The following is a 19,014-nucleotide window of genomic DNA, read 5'->3' as shown; positions in this document are numbered from 1 at the left end:
GTGCTAACTTAGTATTCCCAGATTAACTGTTTTAACTCAACTATTATCTTTTTCATTTGAAATTCCCAAGTTAAATTTTCTTTTGCATATTCTCTTATTTCTTCCGAACTTATATTGTGAGTGTTTTTGTATTTTTCTAGAAGTACTTTGATATCTACAGACTTATCGTTTTCTTCTATTTCAAAAATATAAGGCAAACCCATGTTTATTAATCTATCTTTGTATCCTAATATGATTGGAATTCCTCTTGCTAAAAATTCTTTAGATTTTATTGGATCATGCCCACCTCCTGCTCTATATAAAGCTAAAGAAGATACTCCTATATCCATTTCATCAAAGATATGATCTAATTCTTCTCCATTTTTAGCACCTAGAAAATGAACATAATCATTTAGTTTATATTTTTCTGTTAGTTCTCGTAAATTATTCTTCTCACTACCTTCGCCAATTATATAAAAATTTACTTCCTCATTACACTTATTTATATTGTCTTTATAGTAGTCATTTAGTCCTTCTATAACCCTATCATAACCATGCCACTTGGCTAAATTTCCTATACCAACCAAATTAATTTTATTAAAACTTTTATTTGTATGATTAACCATTGGAAATCTATCTATTTCAATTCCATTATTTATACCTATAGTTTTAATTGAAAAAATATCACTATCATCACTTGTAACACTTATTCTGAATACATACTTATGTAAAAGTGGAGTTATAATTTTATCTAAAGTTAAATCTATTACGCCTTTAATACTCTTTTTATCTATTTCTGATCGATATGGATATGTTGGAATCTCTACCACAATCTTAATTCCATTTCTATGTAATAATTTTATAATCCTTAAAAAATTATAGTTACCTCTGCAATATCTTAAATAAGCAAAATCATAATCTAATTTAATCTTCTTTATACACTTATATATATCTCTGCACGCAAAATATCTAGTAACTGTCGTCCCTAGTTTTTTATTATTCATATATATCTCTTTGTTTTTTAGTCTAATATAATCAATACTGTTACCAATATTTCTGAATGCATTAATTTCTCCTAATATTTTTTTTGATACTCCAATATCCAAACTATATTCATCATCTACTTTAGCTATGTATATACCCTTCATATTTTCTCCTATTTAAGTGTTAAATTAACTATTTTCTTTTAGTTTTTTATATTTTTCCACATGTTTACTTATATATACATCGCTATTAAAAAATTCTTTGTATTTTCTTTCGGCATTCTTTTTCATTTTTACGAATGTATCTTTATCAAAATAGAGTCTAAGTATATTCTCTTTAAACGATTCAATATCTTTCATTTCTACCAAATAACCATTATACCCATTTACAATTTCTTCATTGGTTCCATCTATGTTAGTAGCTACAACTGGAACCCCTTGCGAGAACGCCTCTAATGGTGCTAAAGGTAATCCCTCTATATAGGAGCATAAAATTAATATATCGATATATTTTAAATGCTCTATTATATTATCTTTTGATCCTAGTAAATATATATCATTCTCAAGTTTTTCATTTTTAACAATTTCTCTTATGTTATTTAATTCAGGGCCATCACCAAGTAAAACAAATTTAATCATACTATTTATTTTTGTAGTTCTCTTAGCTACTTCAACAAAATCATATACCCCTTTATAGTCAACTATTCTGCTTACCTGAGCTACTATAAAATAACCATTTTGCTTTAATTTTATTAGTTCATAATCAACTTCCTTGTTTTCGCTATAAGTCTCTATAGTATTATAGATTGTTTCTATATTTTTATCTTTTAACCTACTCTTTTGAATTAATATTCTTTTTGCTGCTTCACTGACAGTGATAATACTAATGTTGCTTAGCGCCAATTTAGTTAACTTAAACTTGTTTTCAATGCATAAATGTTGAGTATGAATAACCTCAACTTTAGTAAACTTTGATACAACTTTGGCTATTAAAGTAGTCATCCTATGATGGCTATGAATTATATCAATTTTCTGCTCATTTACTAACTTAATGAGTCTTTCTATATTTAAAATAATATTATGTGGAGCCTTATTTTCCACATCTAAAATAGGATAATTAATGATTCCCAACTTTTCAAATTCTGGTAATAGTGCTCCCCCTGCTTTGCTGGCAATAATAATTTTATTATCATTTTTTAATTCTTTAGATAATTTTAAAATACATTTTGCAACGCCTCCAATTGTCATTTCATTATTTAAATACAATATATTCAAATCAAATTTCTCCTTCAAAATACATTAATTTAATAAAGTTAATCTACTATAACATAGATGTCAAATACAAAACTTAGTCTTACGTAATAGCTTAAAGTTTTAACGAATTTGTAAATATTTTTATCTCACAGGTCAAATACTCGATTTAGATATCTTTAGGTATTCCAAATTATGCTTAAACTTATTCCATATAAATTAAATTAGTTATAAATTTTATTAAAATAAAAAAAATAGGAGATTATTTTATTTGTTTTTCTAATATTACTAGAAAAACAAATAGATAACCTCCTAATAAAGACTATATTAAATTTGTAATTTTATATATTTAAATTCTTTTGTATTGATATTTTTATATATACAAATATGTATATACTAAACTTTATCTGATAAAATCATCGATAGATTCAATTATGGCATCAGTATTAGATATGTAATCCTTCAAATCATGATTTTCGATGTTTTCTATCACATTCTCCAACTCATCTATTTCTTTTACTACATTTATAAATTGCATTTTTTCAAATTCACCTATTATTTGTAGTTGATGATTGTCTACATGTTCGCCATATTCTTTTAATCTAGGAATAGCAATTACCTTTTTTCCCTGCTTTACTGCGTTTACTATTGCACCAGTACCTCCATGAGTAATTACTTTATTGCTCATTTCCATTATTTCTTTAAATTCATCTCTGTCTAAAAAATTTTTAAAGCGATAATTCTTAGGCTTATAATCACTATATCCAGTTTGAGCAAATATATTTTCTTTTATGCTATTTTTTTCAACCAATACATCTAATTCTCTTAATAACCTATTAAATTGAAATTTTTGAGATCCAACAGTTACAAATATCAATATATTCCCCCCTTATATATGGCATATGGATAAACTTTAAGCATATCTTTCCATTGAACATAAAATTGGTCTGCAAATCTACTTAGCAATCTTCCTGTTAAAGTTGGAGAATTAACCTTTGCAAATGATTCTATAAAAATAAGTTTTCTTTTAAAAATCTTTGCTAATAAGCACATAGGTATAGTTGCCAAAGCACCTGTGGATATTATTACATCAGGTTTTTCTTTGAGAAATATCCTAACGGTATTAAAACTATTTAATATCATTTTATAAATAAATGTTTTTTCATTTCTATTTACTTGATTTAAATAATATATTTTTTTAGAATTTTTAGCCACAGAATAATCAGTCTTTTCTGTAACTATAAAGCTTTCATACTTATTCATTAGTGGCTTTAACATCATTAACTGTTCAAAATGGCCACCTGTTGAAGCAATAAAGCATACTTTTTTCACTTGAACACCACCTCTAATTTAGTTAATAGTCAAAAATAATACTTATGAAAGTTCAGAAAAACTAATTAGCTTTTCTGAATTACATATTTTCTACTAATTTATTATTGGCCAATTGCGACTGCCATATCTTTTTCTTTTTCAAGATGCTTTTCGAAATTTAGGACAGCTTTTCTTCCAATTGAATAATAATCAACGTTTCTTTCTTTAGTTTCTTTTATTTTATAACAATTTCTTCCGTCGAATATAATCGGAGTATACATTAACTCTTTGTATACGCTTAAGTCTAAACTTTTAATTTCATTCCATTCTGTGAATATAAATGCTATATCTGCATCTTTCAATGTTTCCTCTGGAGTGTTTGCATATGTTATTTCATTTGGATAAATCCTTTTAAAATTATCAATTCCCACTGGATCATATGCAACTATTTGCGCACCTTCATCTAGTAATCTTCTGACATTCGGGATTGACGGCGCTTCTCTTAAGTCATCTGTTCCCGGTTTAAAAGTCAAACCAAGTACAGCTACTTTTAATCCCTTTAAGCTTCCAAATCTATTCTTAGCTTGTCTAAATAATTTATATTTTTGATTTTCATTTACTTCTATTGTAGCTTTTATTGTTTTTAATTCATAACCTCTATCATTAGCAAGCCAATGAAGTGCTTTAGTATCTTTTGGGAAACATGATCCACCATATCCAATTCCAGCATTTAAGAATTTATCTCCTATTCTAGGATCAAAGCTCATTCCTTTAGCTACATCTTCTATGTCAGCTCCAACCATTTCACAAAAATTTGCTATTTCATTCATAAATGATATTTTAAGAGCTAAGAAATCATTTGAAGCATACTTAATCATTTCTGCGCTTCTTCTATTCGTAGCAACTATTGGTTGATTATAACCTTTATATACTTCCCTTAAAAGATCTTCTGCTTTCTTTGATTCAACGCCAATTACAATTCTCTTAGCATATAAAGTATCTACAACTGCTGTACCTTGCGCTAAAAACTCTGGATTTGAAGCTACTTCAATATGAACATTATTTTTAACCTTTTCTTTTAAATACTCTTCAATTTTATCATTTGTTCCTATTGGAACTGTTGATTTAACTACTACCAAACAATCATTTTTTACATTATCTGCAATTTGTTTACAAACATTAAATACATAATCTAGATTAGCTGATCCATCTTCTCTTTCTGGAGTACCAACGCCAATGAATATTAAATCTGCATCTTTATAAGCATTTTTATAATCAATTGTAAAATCTAATCTACCAGCATCATGATTTCTTTTAAGCAATTCATCTAAACCTGGTTCATATATAGGTGAAATTCCTTGCTTCATCATTTCAACTTTATTTTTATCTATATCAACACAAGTTACATTATGTCCTATTTCTGAAAGACATGCTCCTGTAACTAAACCCACATATCCTGTTCCTGCTACTACTATTTTCATATCTACCTCCATAGTGTCATTTATTTTATTAAATAATCTTCCTTTTCCCTGTCCTACCCATAGTTTTATACAATTACCTATCTTGCATGCTTGTCACCAAACAACACAAAAAATGTTTTAAAAATCAATTTAATATCAACTAAAATACATCTATTTTCTACATATCTAAGATCTAATTTCATCCAATCTTCAAAATCAATATCATTTCTACCAGATACCTGCCAGTAACAAGTCAGTCCAGGTTTAACTTTTAGTCTAGTCATCATCCAATTATCAAATTTTTCTACTTCCTTAGGAAGTGATGGTCTTGGCCCAACTAAACTCATTTCTCCTTTTAAAACATTAAGTAATTGTGGAAGTTCATCTATGCTTGTCTTCCTTATAAACTTCCCAATTCTTGTTACTCTAGGATCATCTTTCATTTTAAACATCGGTCCACTCATCTCATTTTTACTGTGTAGTTTTTCTTTCAATTCTTCTGCATTAATGACCATTGATCTAAACTTGTACATTTTAAAAACCTCACCATTTTTGCCTATTCTTTCTTGTGCAAAAATTATAGGTCCTTTTGATTCAAGTTTTATCAATAATCCGACTATAAGTAATATAGGAGTTAAAATTATTAATCCAGTTAATGAACAAAGGATATCCATAGTTCTTTTGAAAAAGTAATATTCCACCCTAGGTTCTTCTCTATCTCGGAAGATAGCTTCCCCCTTATTAATTTCTAGTTGCTGCATTTTTTCACCGCCCTATGATAATTAATTAATAATTAAGTATTCTTATATTTTTCTTATAGAATTATGTTAGATTAAGAAGAAACTTAATTATCTTCTTACTTTAAGATAAGTTTTTCCATATATTTTTATTTGTCTCTGCACTACTTACTACATATATTACAGTGCGGTACTTTGTATTTCAACGCACAATTAACGCTATATTAAGCAATATACAGTGTAGTTGCTAATATAGCGTTTTATGACAAGTTTTTATTTATTTTTCTTTATTTTGGGATTTGAGTTCTAAGAATGTTTTTTTATACAACTGAATAGCTGAATTAAAGTAATTAGAGTTTTTTCAAATTCAATTAAATTCTTAAAAATGAAAAAATCGATTTTTTCATTTTAACTTTTTTTCCAACAAATTCTATTGCACTATCCCTTAATAATTTCTTAGAACTTTCTTCAAATATATTTTCATTTATTTCATTTAATGCATTCATAGCTTTCTGCAATCCAGTAGTTCTATTATCAGTATCATGTGCATCTGATCCAATAAAGTTATATAAATTATTTTCTAAAAATAGACTAGCAGTTTTTTTTATACTTTCTCCAAATCTACCTTCCATACTTCCTGCGTTTAGTTGAAATAAATATCCAGCTTCAATAAACTTATTAATGAGAGTTGGATCTTCTCTAAATGGCTTATACCTTTCTGGATGGGCAATTATTGGAACTATATCTCGTACTTGGAGTTCATATAATACATCTATTATATTTTCGTCGAGTCTATGCATGGGGAATTCAATCATCATATATCTAGAATCATTAATAGTTCCTATGTTACCTTCAAGGTAATCCCGAATTATATTCTCATTAAAATAAACTTCTTGCCCGCTATAAACCTTAATATTAATTCCTTCCATATGTGCTGCATGATTTACTTGTTCTACTAAAACTTTAACCTCCTGTATTGTTGATTCTCCATATTCTAACAAATAATGAGGGGTTGCTACTATTTCATTAACTCCATCTTTTTGCGCTTGTTTAAGCATATCTAAGGTCATGTGCATATCTTTTGAACCATCATCAATGCCTGGTAATACGTGTGAATGAATATCTATCATTAACTCACCACCTTAACTCCATTAAACATTATCGTAACAATTGTCTATTTCTCATCTTCGTTTCCATAATAAGCATAATACTTTCCTCTTGTATTTTCTACAGCATTCAGTACACTTCCAATAACATTTGCTCCAACTTTATCTAAAAGGTTTTTTGCTTCTATTACTACATCTTTTTTGGTTTTCCCTGCTCTTACTACTAAGATAGTTCCGTCAACTTTAGTTGATAGTATCTGAGCATCCGTAACAGCTCTTAACGGAGCTGTATCTAGGACAATTAAATCATATTCATCTTTCAGCCTTTCTATTAAGTTTGTCATAGCCGCTGATCCAAGCATTTCTGATGGATTTGGTGGAATCTTCCCTGAAGTTAAGTAATTAAAATTATTATTATGCTTCTGTACTGCTTCATCTAATGAAACTTTACCAAGTAATACTTCTGAAACTCCTAGTAAGTTTGAAGTTTTAAAATTTTTGTGTACTGATGGTTTTCTTAAATCACAATCAACTAAAATAACTTTCTTTTCACCTTGAGCAAAAGAAATAGCAATATTTCCGGCAACTGTTGACTTTCCCTCTGCCATTTCTGAACTTGTAACCGCTATAGTTCTTATTTCCTTATCAAAAGATGAATATTGTATATTAGTTCTTAGTGTCCTAAATGCTTCTGCATCTACTGATTTCGGTTTGTCTTCTACAACAAAACCAGCATAAATTCTTCTATCGACTACTCTCTTATGTTTTGTACTACTTTTTATTCTCTCCAATAATGACATACTATCACCCTTTCTGAGGCTTAGAATACTCTGGAATAGTTCCCAGAACTGGAACACCTAGCATTTCTTCCATCTGTTCTCTGGTTTTAAAAGTATTATTCATGAATTCTAACAGAAAACTTAGACCTATGCTAATCATGAACCCAATTATAAAAGCAATAGCTATATTCATCTTTCTATTTGGACTTACTGGACTTTCTGGTATTTTCACACTTTCTATTATTTTTACATTTCCATTTGGTATAAGGTCTTTTGATGACCTTATAAATTCGTTTGTTACCGAATCTACAACATTTCTTGCCATCATCTTATCTGGATTTGTGTAACCTATTTCTAATATCTGTGTGTCTGCTCTTGGGACAACTGTTAACGTATTGAGTATATTTTCTGATTGTAAGTTCAAGTTGCTTGAACTTACAGCCCTATCAATTAGGTCCGTAGTTTGAATTATCTCTGCATAAGTCTTTAAAAGTTTTTGATACATCAAAACATCATTATTGTTATAGCTTTGTTCCTGACCTTGCGCATTATTCTCTTTTCCTATAAATACCTTAGTATTTGCTTGATACTTTGGCGAAATAACAAAAAAACTTATAATTGCTGAAAGTATAGTTGAGATTAAAGTTATTAAACATATCATCTTCCATCTTTTCATTAAAATATTTACTATTTCATCAATCTTTAAAAAATCTCTATTCATAATATTCAAGCGCTCCATTACAATATATTTTTCTTTCATAGTATTAAAAGTAAATATAGTTTTAGTAAATTTTGCGCCTTTCATTCATTTTTTTATTGTAGTAAAGTAATTTTTACATATTTATTATAAAGTTTGCTTGGGGTAATCTCCTTATATAAATGCTCTAGACCGTCATTAATATTTGAATCTGTCACTTCTTCATTACATAAACACATAATAGAATATTCTACATTGAATAATAAACTCAAAATATCTGTCATCCTCATTCCATTGTTTTTATAAAAATTAATTCTTCTTTCACGTGTTACTCTTTCTTCAACATTTGGTGAAGAATCAATGCTTTCTACTTCTACTATAATTCCAATGTAATTCCTGCATTGTTCCTTTAATAAATTTAGGAATTTACTTCCTATTCCTCTATTTCTATAAATGGCACATACTGAGTAATAATCTATCAATAGATATGATTTTGACGTGACTAAAAATGCATAAGCTAATAGCTTATTATCTTCATATAAACCATAACATACATAAATTCCTCTTTTAATAAGCTTTTGAATTACTTCTATCGGCTTTAACTCTTCTGGTGGGAAATCTATCTTCATATGTTCCTCATGTATATTTTTAATTTCTTCATCACTTAATTGTTTTAAATACATTTGTGTTCATCCTAACATATATAATTTTGATAATATCTGTTTAATTATAACATACGTTCGCATTATTAATCTAAATCCCTTAGATAATACTTTACCTAATATACTCTCCAAAAAATAATGATGAGATTAATTTATTATTTTAGTTTAAACAAAGTTTATAATTCCTATTCTTTTTAGCCCATCTATAAAAGAGCTTTTTTATTTAAACTGGATTTCTAAGCATTGTTTTCGTTTGTAACATTATATACAATCAATGCATTACTTTGTCGAATATATAGTAATTAAAATGGCCTTATGGTAATATTAAAAATAATGAACTTGAAGGGTGATGATTTTATTTTATGAGTAACGGAATTAAATTGATAAATGATATTAACAAATGTATTCTAAAAGATAAGGATATGGCATTTTGGTGGATTGGACAATTGGGATATGTAATTAAGATAGGTAAACAAGTTCTTTATATAGATGCGTTCTTATCAGAATTTCCTGGTAGAATCATTCCAACTTTATTACAACCAGATGAAATAACTAATGCTGATTTTATAATAGGTACTCACGATCATGATGATCATATAGATAGAAAGGCATGGCATCAAATATCACTAAGTTCTACAAAAGCAAAATTTGTAGTACCTAAGCATCTTATTGATGACTTATCAGAAAGCTTAAAAATTTCAAGAAGTCGTTTTATAGGTCTTGATGATGGCATATCATTTTCAGAAAACGGTTTAAAAATAACTGGTATTCCGTCAGCACACGAATTTCTTGACCAAAACCCTGAAACTGGCAGCTTTCCTTATTTAGGCTACGTCATTGAAGGCAATGGCTGTACTATATATCATTCTGGAGACACTTGTTTGTATGAAGGAATTTATTCAAAGTTAAGAACTTGGAATAAAATTGATGTTATGTTTATTCCTATAAACGGAAGAGATGCAAAAAGATATCGTGAAAACTGCATAGGAAATATTACATATCAAGAAGCTGTAGATTTAGCAGGAAGTATAAATCCGAAACTAGTTGTTCCAGGACACTACGAAATGTTCTCGCAAAATAGTGAAAATCCACTGTTATTTGCCGATTATATTGACGTTAAATACCCTGAAGTTAAGTATTGGATTGGAAAGCATGGAGAAATGGTAAAACTATCAGATCAAACTATAAATATATAGAATTAAAATATATATATTAACTAAACGAAAGAAATGTCACTCTATTTTTCATACCATTGAAAGTACAGAGTGACTATTTTTTCTATTAACAAGGTACTTTTTTATTAATTCTATATTACTCAACATAAGACTTTAAGATATCTAATTGTTTAATGAATAATACTTTATTTCCTTTAAGATTTATAATCCCTAATTCCTCAAAATTACTAAGTTTCCTACTAATAGTTTCTCTCGTTACTCCAGTGTAATTAGCCATTTCTTCTCTATTTATTGGTAAATTTATTTGTAATCCTTCTTCCGTACTAATTCCATACTTTTCTGCGAATTCTAACAACATATATGCGATTCTTATTTCCGCATCATTTGTTGCTAAATTTTGTGCTAAATTTTCTGTTTCAGTAAGTCGCTTTGTAATAACTTCAAGTAGTTTTAATGATATTTCCGGATTACTAATAATAATTTTACTCATATCTTCCTTAGATAAAGTACATATTTTTACACCTGATATAGCATAAACATCAAAATTGTACTTTTCATTACTACTAAATAAATTCAATTCCCCAAAAAAATCTCCACTTGTGTAGATATGAACTATTTGCTCTTTTCCTTCTTTAGTTAGTTTAGATAGTTTAACTTTTCCTTCGTTTATAATAAATAATGCATCTGATTTCTCACCTTCCCTACAAAGAATCTCACCTTTTTTATATGATTTATGACCAGTTAAGCTAATAATTTTCCTAAGCTCATCATCGGATAAGAATGAGAATATAGGTACTTTCTTTGCACATAAGGTGTGATTGCAAACTTCACAATTACATTCTTTCATATTTAATCACCTACCATTACTATTATCATAACACTTATGTTTAATTCCAGTAAATAAGCATTTTTATAATTGACTATGAATCTTTACAATTCTTTATACATTTACTTTTTACGACTTCATTTTTAATAGAATCCCTCCTATTATCATAACAAAATCTAATAAATTTAAAAATTTGATTTAAATCATATTCTTATAATACAAATGATTATAAAATGAACACATAAGAAACAAGTCAATAAAAAATACATTAGTTAATTAGATTTGGAGGAACATAATATGAAAAAGATTATAAATAGAAATCAAAAGCTTGGTGAGATAGTTTCAATTTTTCCTGGTGCTACAGAAATTTTTAATAGATATAAATTAGATTATTGTTGTGGGGGACATGATACTTTAGGTGATGCATTAACTGCACTCTCTTTAGATTTAAGTGTGATTATTGAAGAACTTAATTCAAAGTATGATAAGTTTATTAATACAAATTCATCATACAAAGACTGGAGAAAAGAAACACCATCTTCATTAATAACGCATATAGTAGATGTTCATCATGACTTTACAAAAAAACAGCTTAAAGAAATTGATACAATGTTATTTAAGGTACTAAAAGTACATTTTAGGCATCATGGTGAGGAATTACTACAGGTTCATAAACTTTTCGGATCTTTAAAAACTGAACTTGAAGAACATTTAGTTAAAGAAGAAGAATTACTATTCCCACTTATAAAAAACTATGACCTATCAAAAGATGATAGAATACTATCGGATATACACAAAGTAATAAATGATACCGAAAATGAACATGATGCCGCTGGAGATATATTAAAAGAACTAGAAAAAATAACGATAGACTTTACCGCACCAGAAGGATCTTGTACTACTTTTAAACTTGTATATACAAAGCTCCATGAATTAGAAAAGGATTTGTTTATTCATATTCATTTAGAAAACAGTGTTTTATTTGATATGTTCTAGATGTTATGACATTGAGTCTTTATATAATTCAGAAGTAATTTATAAATTAATTGAAAATAATGTTTTTCACTATATATATTTCTAGCAATAAAAACTCATTCATAGGGAAATATATTTTAGGAGGTGATATTATGCAAATAAAAGATGTAATGTCAAAAGATATAGTGAATTTAAATTCAAACGACTCTATTGAAAGAGCCGCTCAATTAATGAGACAGTTTGATGTAGGTGCAATACCAGTCTGCGATGATTCAAAAAAATTAGTTGGAATAATTACAGACAGAGATATTGCATTAGATTGTGTAGCATCCGGTGCTAATCCAAATGAACAAAAGATTTGTGATTTCATGACTTCTGAACCTGTTTGTGGAAGTCCTGATATGGATGTTTATGATGCTATACGATTAATGAGCAGAAATCAGATAAGAAGATTACCTGTTGTTGAAAATAATAATCTTGTTGGTATAGTTTCTCTTGGAGATATTTCACAAGAACCTACACTTCAGGACAATGCTGAAGTGGCTCTTAGAAATATTTCAGAACCAGGAACAAATAATCACATATAATTACTTATAATGAAAACCATACAATAAAGTATTTATAACTAAAAAACCAATCTTATAGATTTATATCTTAAGATTGGCATTTTTAATTTAGTAATATGAATATATTAATTTTTATCAATATCTAAGACTGTTTGTAACAATACATTGGCACCTTTTAAGCAGTTCTCAAGAGGAGTAAATTCTTTTTCACAATGACTGTGCCCTTTTTCACTTGGAACAAATATCATTGTAGTAGGAATAATATCTGTTATAAATTGTGCATCATGTCCAGGACCACTATACATTCTCTTTGTTGTATATCCGAATTCCTTTGCATTTTTTTCAACATAATCTACAAATTCAGAGTGAAAATGTACTGTATTTCTTGACCAAGCTTTTTCATAACTTGCTTCACATTTTTCAACTGTTTTAGGGATGGCCTTAATTATTTCGAGAACTTGATTTATTACTTCTGGATCTTGATGTCTCGCATCCAACGTAAATTTAACAAGATCTGGAATAACTGTGTGAATATTTGGATGAGCTGAAATCTTCCCTGTTGTATATACTAGCTTACTATCAAGCTTATCAAGTTCATCATGCAAATATTGAATGGTCTTTACAGCTGCATATAAAGCATCTTTTCTGTATTTCATTGGAGTTGTTCCAGCATGGTCTGCTTGACCTGCAAAAGTAAATTCATAGTTTATCATACCGCAAACACCTTCAACTACTCCTATATCTACTTTTTCATCTTCTAAAACAGGTCCTTGTTCAACATGTAATTCAACTAATGCTCCGTATTTTTCTGGAGTCATTCGATTTTCAACTTCACCCATGTATCCACTAGCTTCTAAGGCTTCTTTAAATGTAATTCCTTCTGTATCTTTTGATGCTAACATAACATCTTTATCAAATTTTCCTGTAATAACACCTGATGACATCATTGCAGGTTCAAAACGTGCCCCTTCTTCATTTGTCCATATAACAACTGTTATTGGATGCTTATGAGGTATTTTTTCAGTAACTATAGTTTCTGCTACTTCTAATCCTGTAAGAACTCCTAAAATACCATCGTAATTTCCACCTTGCTTAACTGAATCAGCATGAGATCCCATCATAATTGCAGGTAGATTTTCATCTCCAGGAATAGTTGCATAAATGTTTGCCATATCGTCAGTTTTTATTTCCATCCCAAGTGCCTTACATCTTTTGCAAAATTCCTCTCTTGCTTCCAAAGCCGCAGGTGATAAAGATAATCTAGTAATTCCTCCTTTACCTGTATCGCCAAATTTACTAAAAGTTGTAATTTTATCTTGAAGTCTTTCTTTATTACACATTAACATATCGATATCCCCCTTTAAATTCTTTCTAATAATTATTTTTTTACTCTCTTACCTGGTGCTACAGCTTTTGCTGGGCATACAGTACTACATAATTGACATCCTACACATTTATCTACTAACAAAATTGGCATTCTTGTATTTTCATCTACTTTAATTGCTTGATGTCCCCCATCATAACATGATAAATAACATCTTCCACATCCTATACACTTTTGCCTATCAAATCTTGGATAACAAATACTATCCCTATCAAGTTTATCTGTTGGCACAATATTAGGTAAGGCATTACCTACAATTTCAGATATCTTTTTATACCCTTGTGAACTTAAATATAATTTCATCCCATTAATTAAGTCATCGATGATTCTATAGCCATATTGCATTACTGATGTTGTTATTTGCAAGTTTTCACATCCTAATGCTATAAATTCAGCTGCATCCTTCCAGGTTTCAATACCGCCCATACCGCTTATTGGGGCATCTTTTAGTTCTTGGCAGACTTTCATATCATGTATAAAACGTAATGCAATCGGTTTAACAGCTTTTCCTGAATATCCACCTACACTAGTCTTACCTTCAACATTTGGTTCTGAAGCAAAGCTTTCTAAATTTAGATTCATAATACTTTTGATTGTATTAATTGCTGCAATTCCTGTAGCACCTGCTTCCATTGCAGCAATTGCTGGTATTTCCATATTTCCAACATTAGGTGTCATCTTTGCAAGAATCGGTAAATTAGTTCCCTTTCTAGTTGCTTTAGTGTATAGGGCTACTAGGTCTGGGTTTTGACCAACATCTGAACCTACTCCTTTACTTGTCATATGTGGACATGAGAAATTACATTCTATAATATCAGCTCCCGCCGCTGTCATTAACTGAGCGAGTTTAGTCCATTCATCTTCATTTTGTCCCATAATTGATGCTATAATAATTTTGCTAGGATAGTCTTTTTTCAATCTTTTTAAGAATTCTATATTTTCCTCTAATGTGTGATCTGAAATTTGCTCTATATTTTTAAAACCAACAAATGGTACACTTTCTTTGCTTAAAGCAGTAAATCTTGGTGAAACTTCTTTAGGCACAAACATACCAATAGTCTTAAATGCTACACCTGCCCATCCCATTTCAAATGCCTTTGCTACCATCTCATAGTTACTTCCGACAACTGATGAAGAAAGAAAAAATGGATTTTCACAGTTTATTCCACAAAAATCTATGGATAAATCAACGTCGTCCTCTTTAACTTTAGGCTCAGTTGATATTGCTTTCATAACTTTATCAATTGGTACTGGTTCATTAATTTTTCCCTTTAAACAAGCCTCTTTACATTGTTTTTCATCGCATGTATCACAAGGAAGAGGATGTGGCAGTTTATTTACTGCCCCAGCCTTATTTTCAAATCTTAAAGAACGAATAATAGTATCCGCTTCAAGTGAGTGGGGACAAGCCTTGCGACAAGGTGCTTCATCACATAACAAGCATCCTGACACATATTCATTAATTGAAATATCTTTATATAATAAACTACTCATTTCCATTCCTCCTAGATTATCTTTATTTTCGTCCTACTCGTTTTACAAATTGTCCAAATCCTGCTTTTCCAACAAATTCTCCATCATCATATACTAAATTTCCACGTACATAAGTTTGTACTGGGTATCCATGAAGAGTTTTACCTTCCCAAATTGTGTGGTCATAATCTGAATGCATATTCTCTACAGAAATTGTAAAATCTTTCTTCGGATCATAAATTACAATATCTGCATCTTTTCCTATTGTTAAAGAACCTTTTTCTGTACATCCAAATATCTTAGCTGGGTTAAATGAACATAATTCTACTGCTCTATTAAAAGTTATTTTTCCCTCATTTGCTGCTGAAAGCATATATGGATATAAATTTTCTACTCCTGCACATCCATTTGGAATCTTTGTAAAATCATCTTTCCCCCAATCCTTTTCATAGCTTTGAAATGGGCAGTGATCTGTAGCTACAGTATCAATATCACCTGATTTAATAGCTTTCCAAAGTGCATCTTGACTTTCTTGCCCTTTCATTGGTGGTGAACATACAAAGTTTCTACCATCTTCTCTTTTATAAACATCGCATGTAAACTCCAAATATTGTGGGCATGTTTCAACATATATATCATGACCTTCTCTTTTTGCTTCAATAGCAGTTTCTAAACCTTCTTTATCAGCCATATGAACCAAATATAGTGGAGCTCCTGTAGATTTAGCCCAGTGAACTGCTCTCTTATCCGCTTCAGCCTCAACAAATTCTGGTCTGCTTAAATAGTGATACCATGCTGAAGTTTTTCCTTCCTTTAAGAATTTCTCGATGTTTAAATCTATTAAATCTGGATTTTCTGCATGGATGTTTGTCATAGCTCCAGTTTCTTTAGCTTTTAATAGTATTTTCACTAAAGTTGCATCATCTACCATCATTCCTTCTTTTTTATAAACTAAGAAACATTTAAAGCTTGGTACTCCATACTCAACAGCATCTTTAAATTCATCTAAGATAGTTCCTTCATTTAAATCAGTTATGATGCAATGAAATGCATAATCTACGCAAGCTTCTAGATCACATATTGCTTTTCTTGATTCAACTGTTTCAATTATTCCGCTGCCTTTTCTTTGCATTGGATAATCAAATACTGTAGTTACACCTCCGCAAGCTGCTGCCCTTGTTCCTGCAAGATAGCTGTCTGCTGATACAGTTCCTCCAAATGGCATAGCTAAATGGGTGTGTGCATCAATAGCCCCTGGTAATACTAACTTACCTTTTGCATCTACAACTCTTGCACCTTCTTCTGAAAATCCTGTTCCAATAGCTACAATTTTTCCATCTTTAACAGCAAGATCAGCAGTGTAAGATTCTGATGGTGTTACAATAGTTCCATTTTTTATAATTAAATCCATAAGTATTCTCCTCCCATTTCAAATATCCTTAATATCTAAATAACTAGTTTAGTTAATTATTTTCGCTTTCATATTTCTACTTTTGTTTATATCGTTATTTTGAGGTTATTAAAACATTTCATTTTTCAAATTATTTACTATGTGATAAATTCTTTTCCTTAATAATACATTTATATATAAATTTTAGTAGGATTCAGTGTGGATTTAACCACATCTGAATCAATTTTTATCATATTATTTTGTTGCTTCTTCCCAATACTTTGAAGTAAATGTTGTATCATCTACTACTGGTTCTTTTGCTAAATCTTTATTATATTTCTTTAAGAAATCTCCTGTTTGCTTAATAGCATTCATATCAATTTGTCCAATTTTTGAAGTATCAAACCCTTGAGGTGCTACAAGCTTAGCAACTTCCTTTGCCATATAAACTTGGTGATCTAAAGAAACTGATTTATCTACATCATAAACTGTTTTTCCAGCTGCTTCTGGATCTTGAACTGCATCTTTCCAACCTTTAATTGAAGCTTTTAAGAAACGAACTAATAAGTCTTTATGCTTAGCTGCCCAATCTGAATTAACAAATAAACAGTCTTCCATCATAGCAACATTTTCATTATTCATATCAATTACATTTAAATCTTCTTTTTTCAATCCACCTTCAAGCAATAAACCAAATTCGTTGTAAGTCATTGCTGATGCTGCGTCAACTGAACCTTCTTTTAATTGATCCATTGTGAAATCTTGTTGTACAAGTTTTAAATCCTTCTCTTTATCTAAATTGTATTTTGAAAGTAGTGCAAGAAGTTCATATTCATTTCCTCCAAACCAGTTACCTACTTTTTTGCCTGCTAAATCTTTTGGTGAATTAATTCCTTTTTCTTTCTTTGAGACTAATAACATACCTGATTTTTGGAAAACCTGAGCAACTTCTTGTAATGGATATCCTTGAGCTTGATATGTCATTAAACTTGATACCCAAGTTACACCTATATTTGCTACATCATTATTAACATTTTGTTCTGGGATAATGTCACTTCCTCCTGGAAGTATTTGAATATCAATACCTTCATCCTTATAATAGCCCTTTGCTGCTGCTACATAGTATCCCATAAATTGTGATTGTGGAAGCCATTTTAATTGAAGGGTTACTTTTTCTAATTCTCCATCTTTCTTTGAAGTGTCCTCTGATTTAGTTGTGTCTTTTGCTGTAGTTTCTGATGTTTTTGATCCACACCCTATAAGCATCGTACCCATCATTAATACTGATAAACTTAAAGCTAATAACTTCTTTTTCATAATAAATTCCTCCTCATTAAATAAATATTATTTATCTGATATCAGTCATTTATGTGTTTTTCTTCCTACATGTAAGAAATATATATGACCTGATCCTAGATCTTTTTAACTTTCTTATGAACTTAAGAAAAATTCTTAGAACAAAATTTTGTTTTTCTAAACCTTATTTACCTTTGTGAAGCATGCCATTTTATAGTTCTACGTTCTATTAACAAAATAATTAAGTATAAAATAATCCCAACTAATGCTGCCATAACTATATAAGACCACCCCATGGCCATCATTCCTTTTCTTAAATTATCTTTAATTCCAAAACCAATGCCTGAAGTTGATGCTGCGAAATATTCACTTATCATAGCTGCCATTATTGCCGCTGCCACATTAATTTTTAATGCAGTTAAAACACTTGGAAGACAATTAGGTAAACGAAGCTTGAAAAATATAACTTTTTCTGGTGCCGCATATGACTCTAATAAATCTTTTGCAAATGGTTTCAAATCATTTAATCCACGATAAGAATTAATAGCCATAGCTGCCATACATACTACCGTTACAACACCAACCTTCTGTGCAAAACCACTAGTAAACCAACGATTCATAATAGGAGATAATGCAACTATTGGAATAGCATTAAATGCAGCTATTACACTTAGTCCTGTATATCCCCACTTTGGAAACTGTGTAGCTATTACAGCAACAATAAATCCAATTATGCATCCTAAAGCAAGTCCTACCAACGCCCCTGAAACTGTAATCATTGTGTCAGTTAAAGCTTTAGAAAAATTATCACTTAAAGTTTTAATGATTTGTGATGGAACTGGTAGTTGAAAGGGCTTAAAGCCTAAGGCATCATGAATGATACCAACTTGCCAAGCAATTACAACTAATATTCCAAAGCCCACGGGCCATAAAACATTTTTAATCTTTTCATTCATAAAATACC

Annotated in this window: 19 protein-coding genes; 3 read left to right on the top strand and 16 right to left on the bottom strand. The window is 29.7% G+C overall.

The window, feature by feature from the left end; translation table 11 throughout:
• Positions 1-8 precede the first annotated feature (8 nt).
• From D2A34_RS11905 to D2A34_RS11860, 10 genes are all read right to left on the bottom strand, one after another.
• Positions 9-1,127, bottom strand: a complete 1,119-nt coding sequence (locus tag D2A34_RS11905; protein WP_079441306.1) for a glycosyltransferase — start codon at positions 1,125-1,127, stop codon at positions 9-11.
• 24 nt (positions 1,128-1,151) lie between these two features.
• Positions 1,152-2,237 (bottom strand): glycosyltransferase, encoded by a 1,086-nt coding sequence (locus D2A34_RS11900; RefSeq protein ID WP_119366746.1) that lies wholly within the window; start codon positions 2,235-2,237, stop codon positions 1,152-1,154.
• A 379-nt stretch (positions 2,238-2,616) separates the two neighbouring features.
• Complete coding sequence (pssE, locus tag D2A34_RS11895) at positions 2,617-3,090, bottom strand: PssE/Cps14G family polysaccharide biosynthesis glycosyltransferase (RefSeq protein WP_119366745.1); 474 nt, start codon at positions 3,088-3,090, stop codon at positions 2,617-2,619.
• Positions 3,087-3,545, bottom strand: a complete 459-nt coding sequence (gene pssD / locus D2A34_RS11890) for a PssD/Cps14F family polysaccharide biosynthesis glycosyltransferase (protein ID WP_242966146.1) — start codon at positions 3,543-3,545, stop codon at positions 3,087-3,089. Before pssD ends, pssE begins: the two co-directional genes overlap by 4 nt.
• Before the next feature lie 101 nt (positions 3,546-3,646).
• Positions 3,647-5,005: a UDP-glucose dehydrogenase family protein gene (locus D2A34_RS11885; RefSeq protein WP_119366744.1), complete on the bottom strand. Its 1,359-nt coding sequence runs from the start codon at positions 5,003-5,005 to the stop codon at positions 3,647-3,649.
• Positions 5,006-5,082: 77 nt separating this feature from the next.
• Entirely contained in the window at positions 5,083-5,745 is a 663-nt protein-coding gene (locus D2A34_RS11880; RefSeq protein WP_119366743.1) for a sugar transferase, read from the bottom strand.
• A 347-nt stretch (positions 5,746-6,092) separates the two neighbouring features.
• The gene (locus D2A34_RS11875) at positions 6,093-6,851 is read right to left on the bottom strand and encodes a tyrosine-protein phosphatase (RefSeq protein ID WP_119366742.1); all 759 of its coding nucleotides are present in this window, start codon (positions 6,849-6,851) and stop codon (positions 6,093-6,095) included.
• 44 nt (positions 6,852-6,895) lie between these two features.
• Entirely contained in the window at positions 6,896-7,627 is a 732-nt protein-coding gene (locus D2A34_RS11870) for a CpsD/CapB family tyrosine-protein kinase (RefSeq protein WP_182629363.1), read from the bottom strand.
• 4 nt (positions 7,628-7,631) lie between these two features.
• The gene (locus D2A34_RS11865; RefSeq protein ID WP_119366741.1) at positions 7,632-8,327 is read right to left on the bottom strand and encodes a YveK family protein; all 696 of its coding nucleotides are present in this window, start codon (positions 8,325-8,327) and stop codon (positions 7,632-7,634) included.
• Positions 8,328-8,419: 92 nt separating this feature from the next.
• Entirely contained in the window at positions 8,420-8,986 is a 567-nt protein-coding gene (locus D2A34_RS11860; RefSeq protein WP_119366740.1) for a GNAT family N-acetyltransferase, read from the bottom strand.
• A 341-nt stretch (positions 8,987-9,327) separates the two neighbouring features.
• On the opposite strand from D2A34_RS11860, the gene D2A34_RS11855 reads away from it, so the two are divergent.
• On the top strand, positions 9,328-10,161 hold the full coding sequence (locus D2A34_RS11855) for an MBL fold metallo-hydrolase (protein WP_119366739.1): 834 nt from the start codon (positions 9,328-9,330) through the stop codon (positions 10,159-10,161).
• Between the two features lie 115 nt (positions 10,162-10,276).
• Here D2A34_RS11855 and D2A34_RS11850 read toward each other — a convergent pair whose 3' ends face one another.
• On the bottom strand, positions 10,277-10,987 hold the full coding sequence (locus tag D2A34_RS11850) for a Crp/Fnr family transcriptional regulator (RefSeq protein ID WP_119366738.1): 711 nt from the start codon (positions 10,985-10,987) through the stop codon (positions 10,277-10,279).
• A 276-nt stretch (positions 10,988-11,263) separates the two neighbouring features.
• Here D2A34_RS11850 and ric point away from each other — a divergent pair, with 276 nt between their 5' ends.
• Positions 11,264-11,962 carry an iron-sulfur cluster repair di-iron protein gene (gene ric, locus D2A34_RS11845; protein ID WP_119366737.1) on the top strand — a complete coding sequence of 233 codons (699 nt, stop codon included), beginning with the start codon at positions 11,264-11,266 and terminating at the stop codon, positions 11,960-11,962.
• Between the two features lie 131 nt (positions 11,963-12,093).
• On the top strand, positions 12,094-12,528 hold the full coding sequence (locus tag D2A34_RS11840; RefSeq protein ID WP_119366736.1) for a CBS domain-containing protein: 435 nt from the start codon (positions 12,094-12,096) through the stop codon (positions 12,526-12,528).
• Positions 12,529-12,632: 104 nt separating this feature from the next.
• Here D2A34_RS11840 and D2A34_RS11835 read toward each other — a convergent pair whose 3' ends face one another.
• From D2A34_RS11835 to D2A34_RS11815, 5 genes are all read right to left on the bottom strand, one after another.
• On the bottom strand, positions 12,633-13,853 hold the full coding sequence (locus D2A34_RS11835) for a Zn-dependent hydrolase (RefSeq protein WP_119366735.1): 1,221 nt from the start codon (positions 13,851-13,853) through the stop codon (positions 12,633-12,635).
• Positions 13,854-13,885: 32 nt separating this feature from the next.
• Positions 13,886-15,385 (bottom strand): NAD-dependent dihydropyrimidine dehydrogenase subunit PreA, encoded by a 1,500-nt coding sequence (preA, locus tag D2A34_RS11830; RefSeq protein WP_119366734.1) that lies wholly within the window; start codon positions 15,383-15,385, stop codon positions 13,886-13,888.
• 22 nt (positions 15,386-15,407) lie between these two features.
• Positions 15,408-16,775, bottom strand: coding sequence for a dihydropyrimidinase (hydA, locus tag D2A34_RS11825; protein ID WP_119366733.1), 1,368 nt, complete (start codon positions 16,773-16,775; stop codon positions 15,408-15,410).
• Positions 16,776-17,009: 234 nt separating this feature from the next.
• Positions 17,010-18,071 (bottom strand): ABC transporter substrate-binding protein, encoded by a 1,062-nt coding sequence (locus tag D2A34_RS11820; RefSeq protein WP_119366732.1) that lies wholly within the window; start codon positions 18,069-18,071, stop codon positions 17,010-17,012.
• Positions 18,072-18,238: 167 nt separating this feature from the next.
• A complete protein-coding gene (locus tag D2A34_RS11815) occupies positions 18,239-19,006 on the bottom strand; it encodes an ABC transporter permease (protein ID WP_079441290.1) in 768 nt (255 codons plus the stop codon).
• Positions 19,007-19,014 lie beyond the last annotated feature (8 nt).

The organism is Clostridium chromiireducens, assembly GCF_003575225.1.
Classification (GTDB): Bacteria; Bacillota; Clostridia; order Clostridiales; family Clostridiaceae; genus Clostridium; species Clostridium chromiireducens.
Note: the sequence above shows the minus strand (reverse complement) of the source record. Positions and strands in the feature narration are given on the sequence as shown.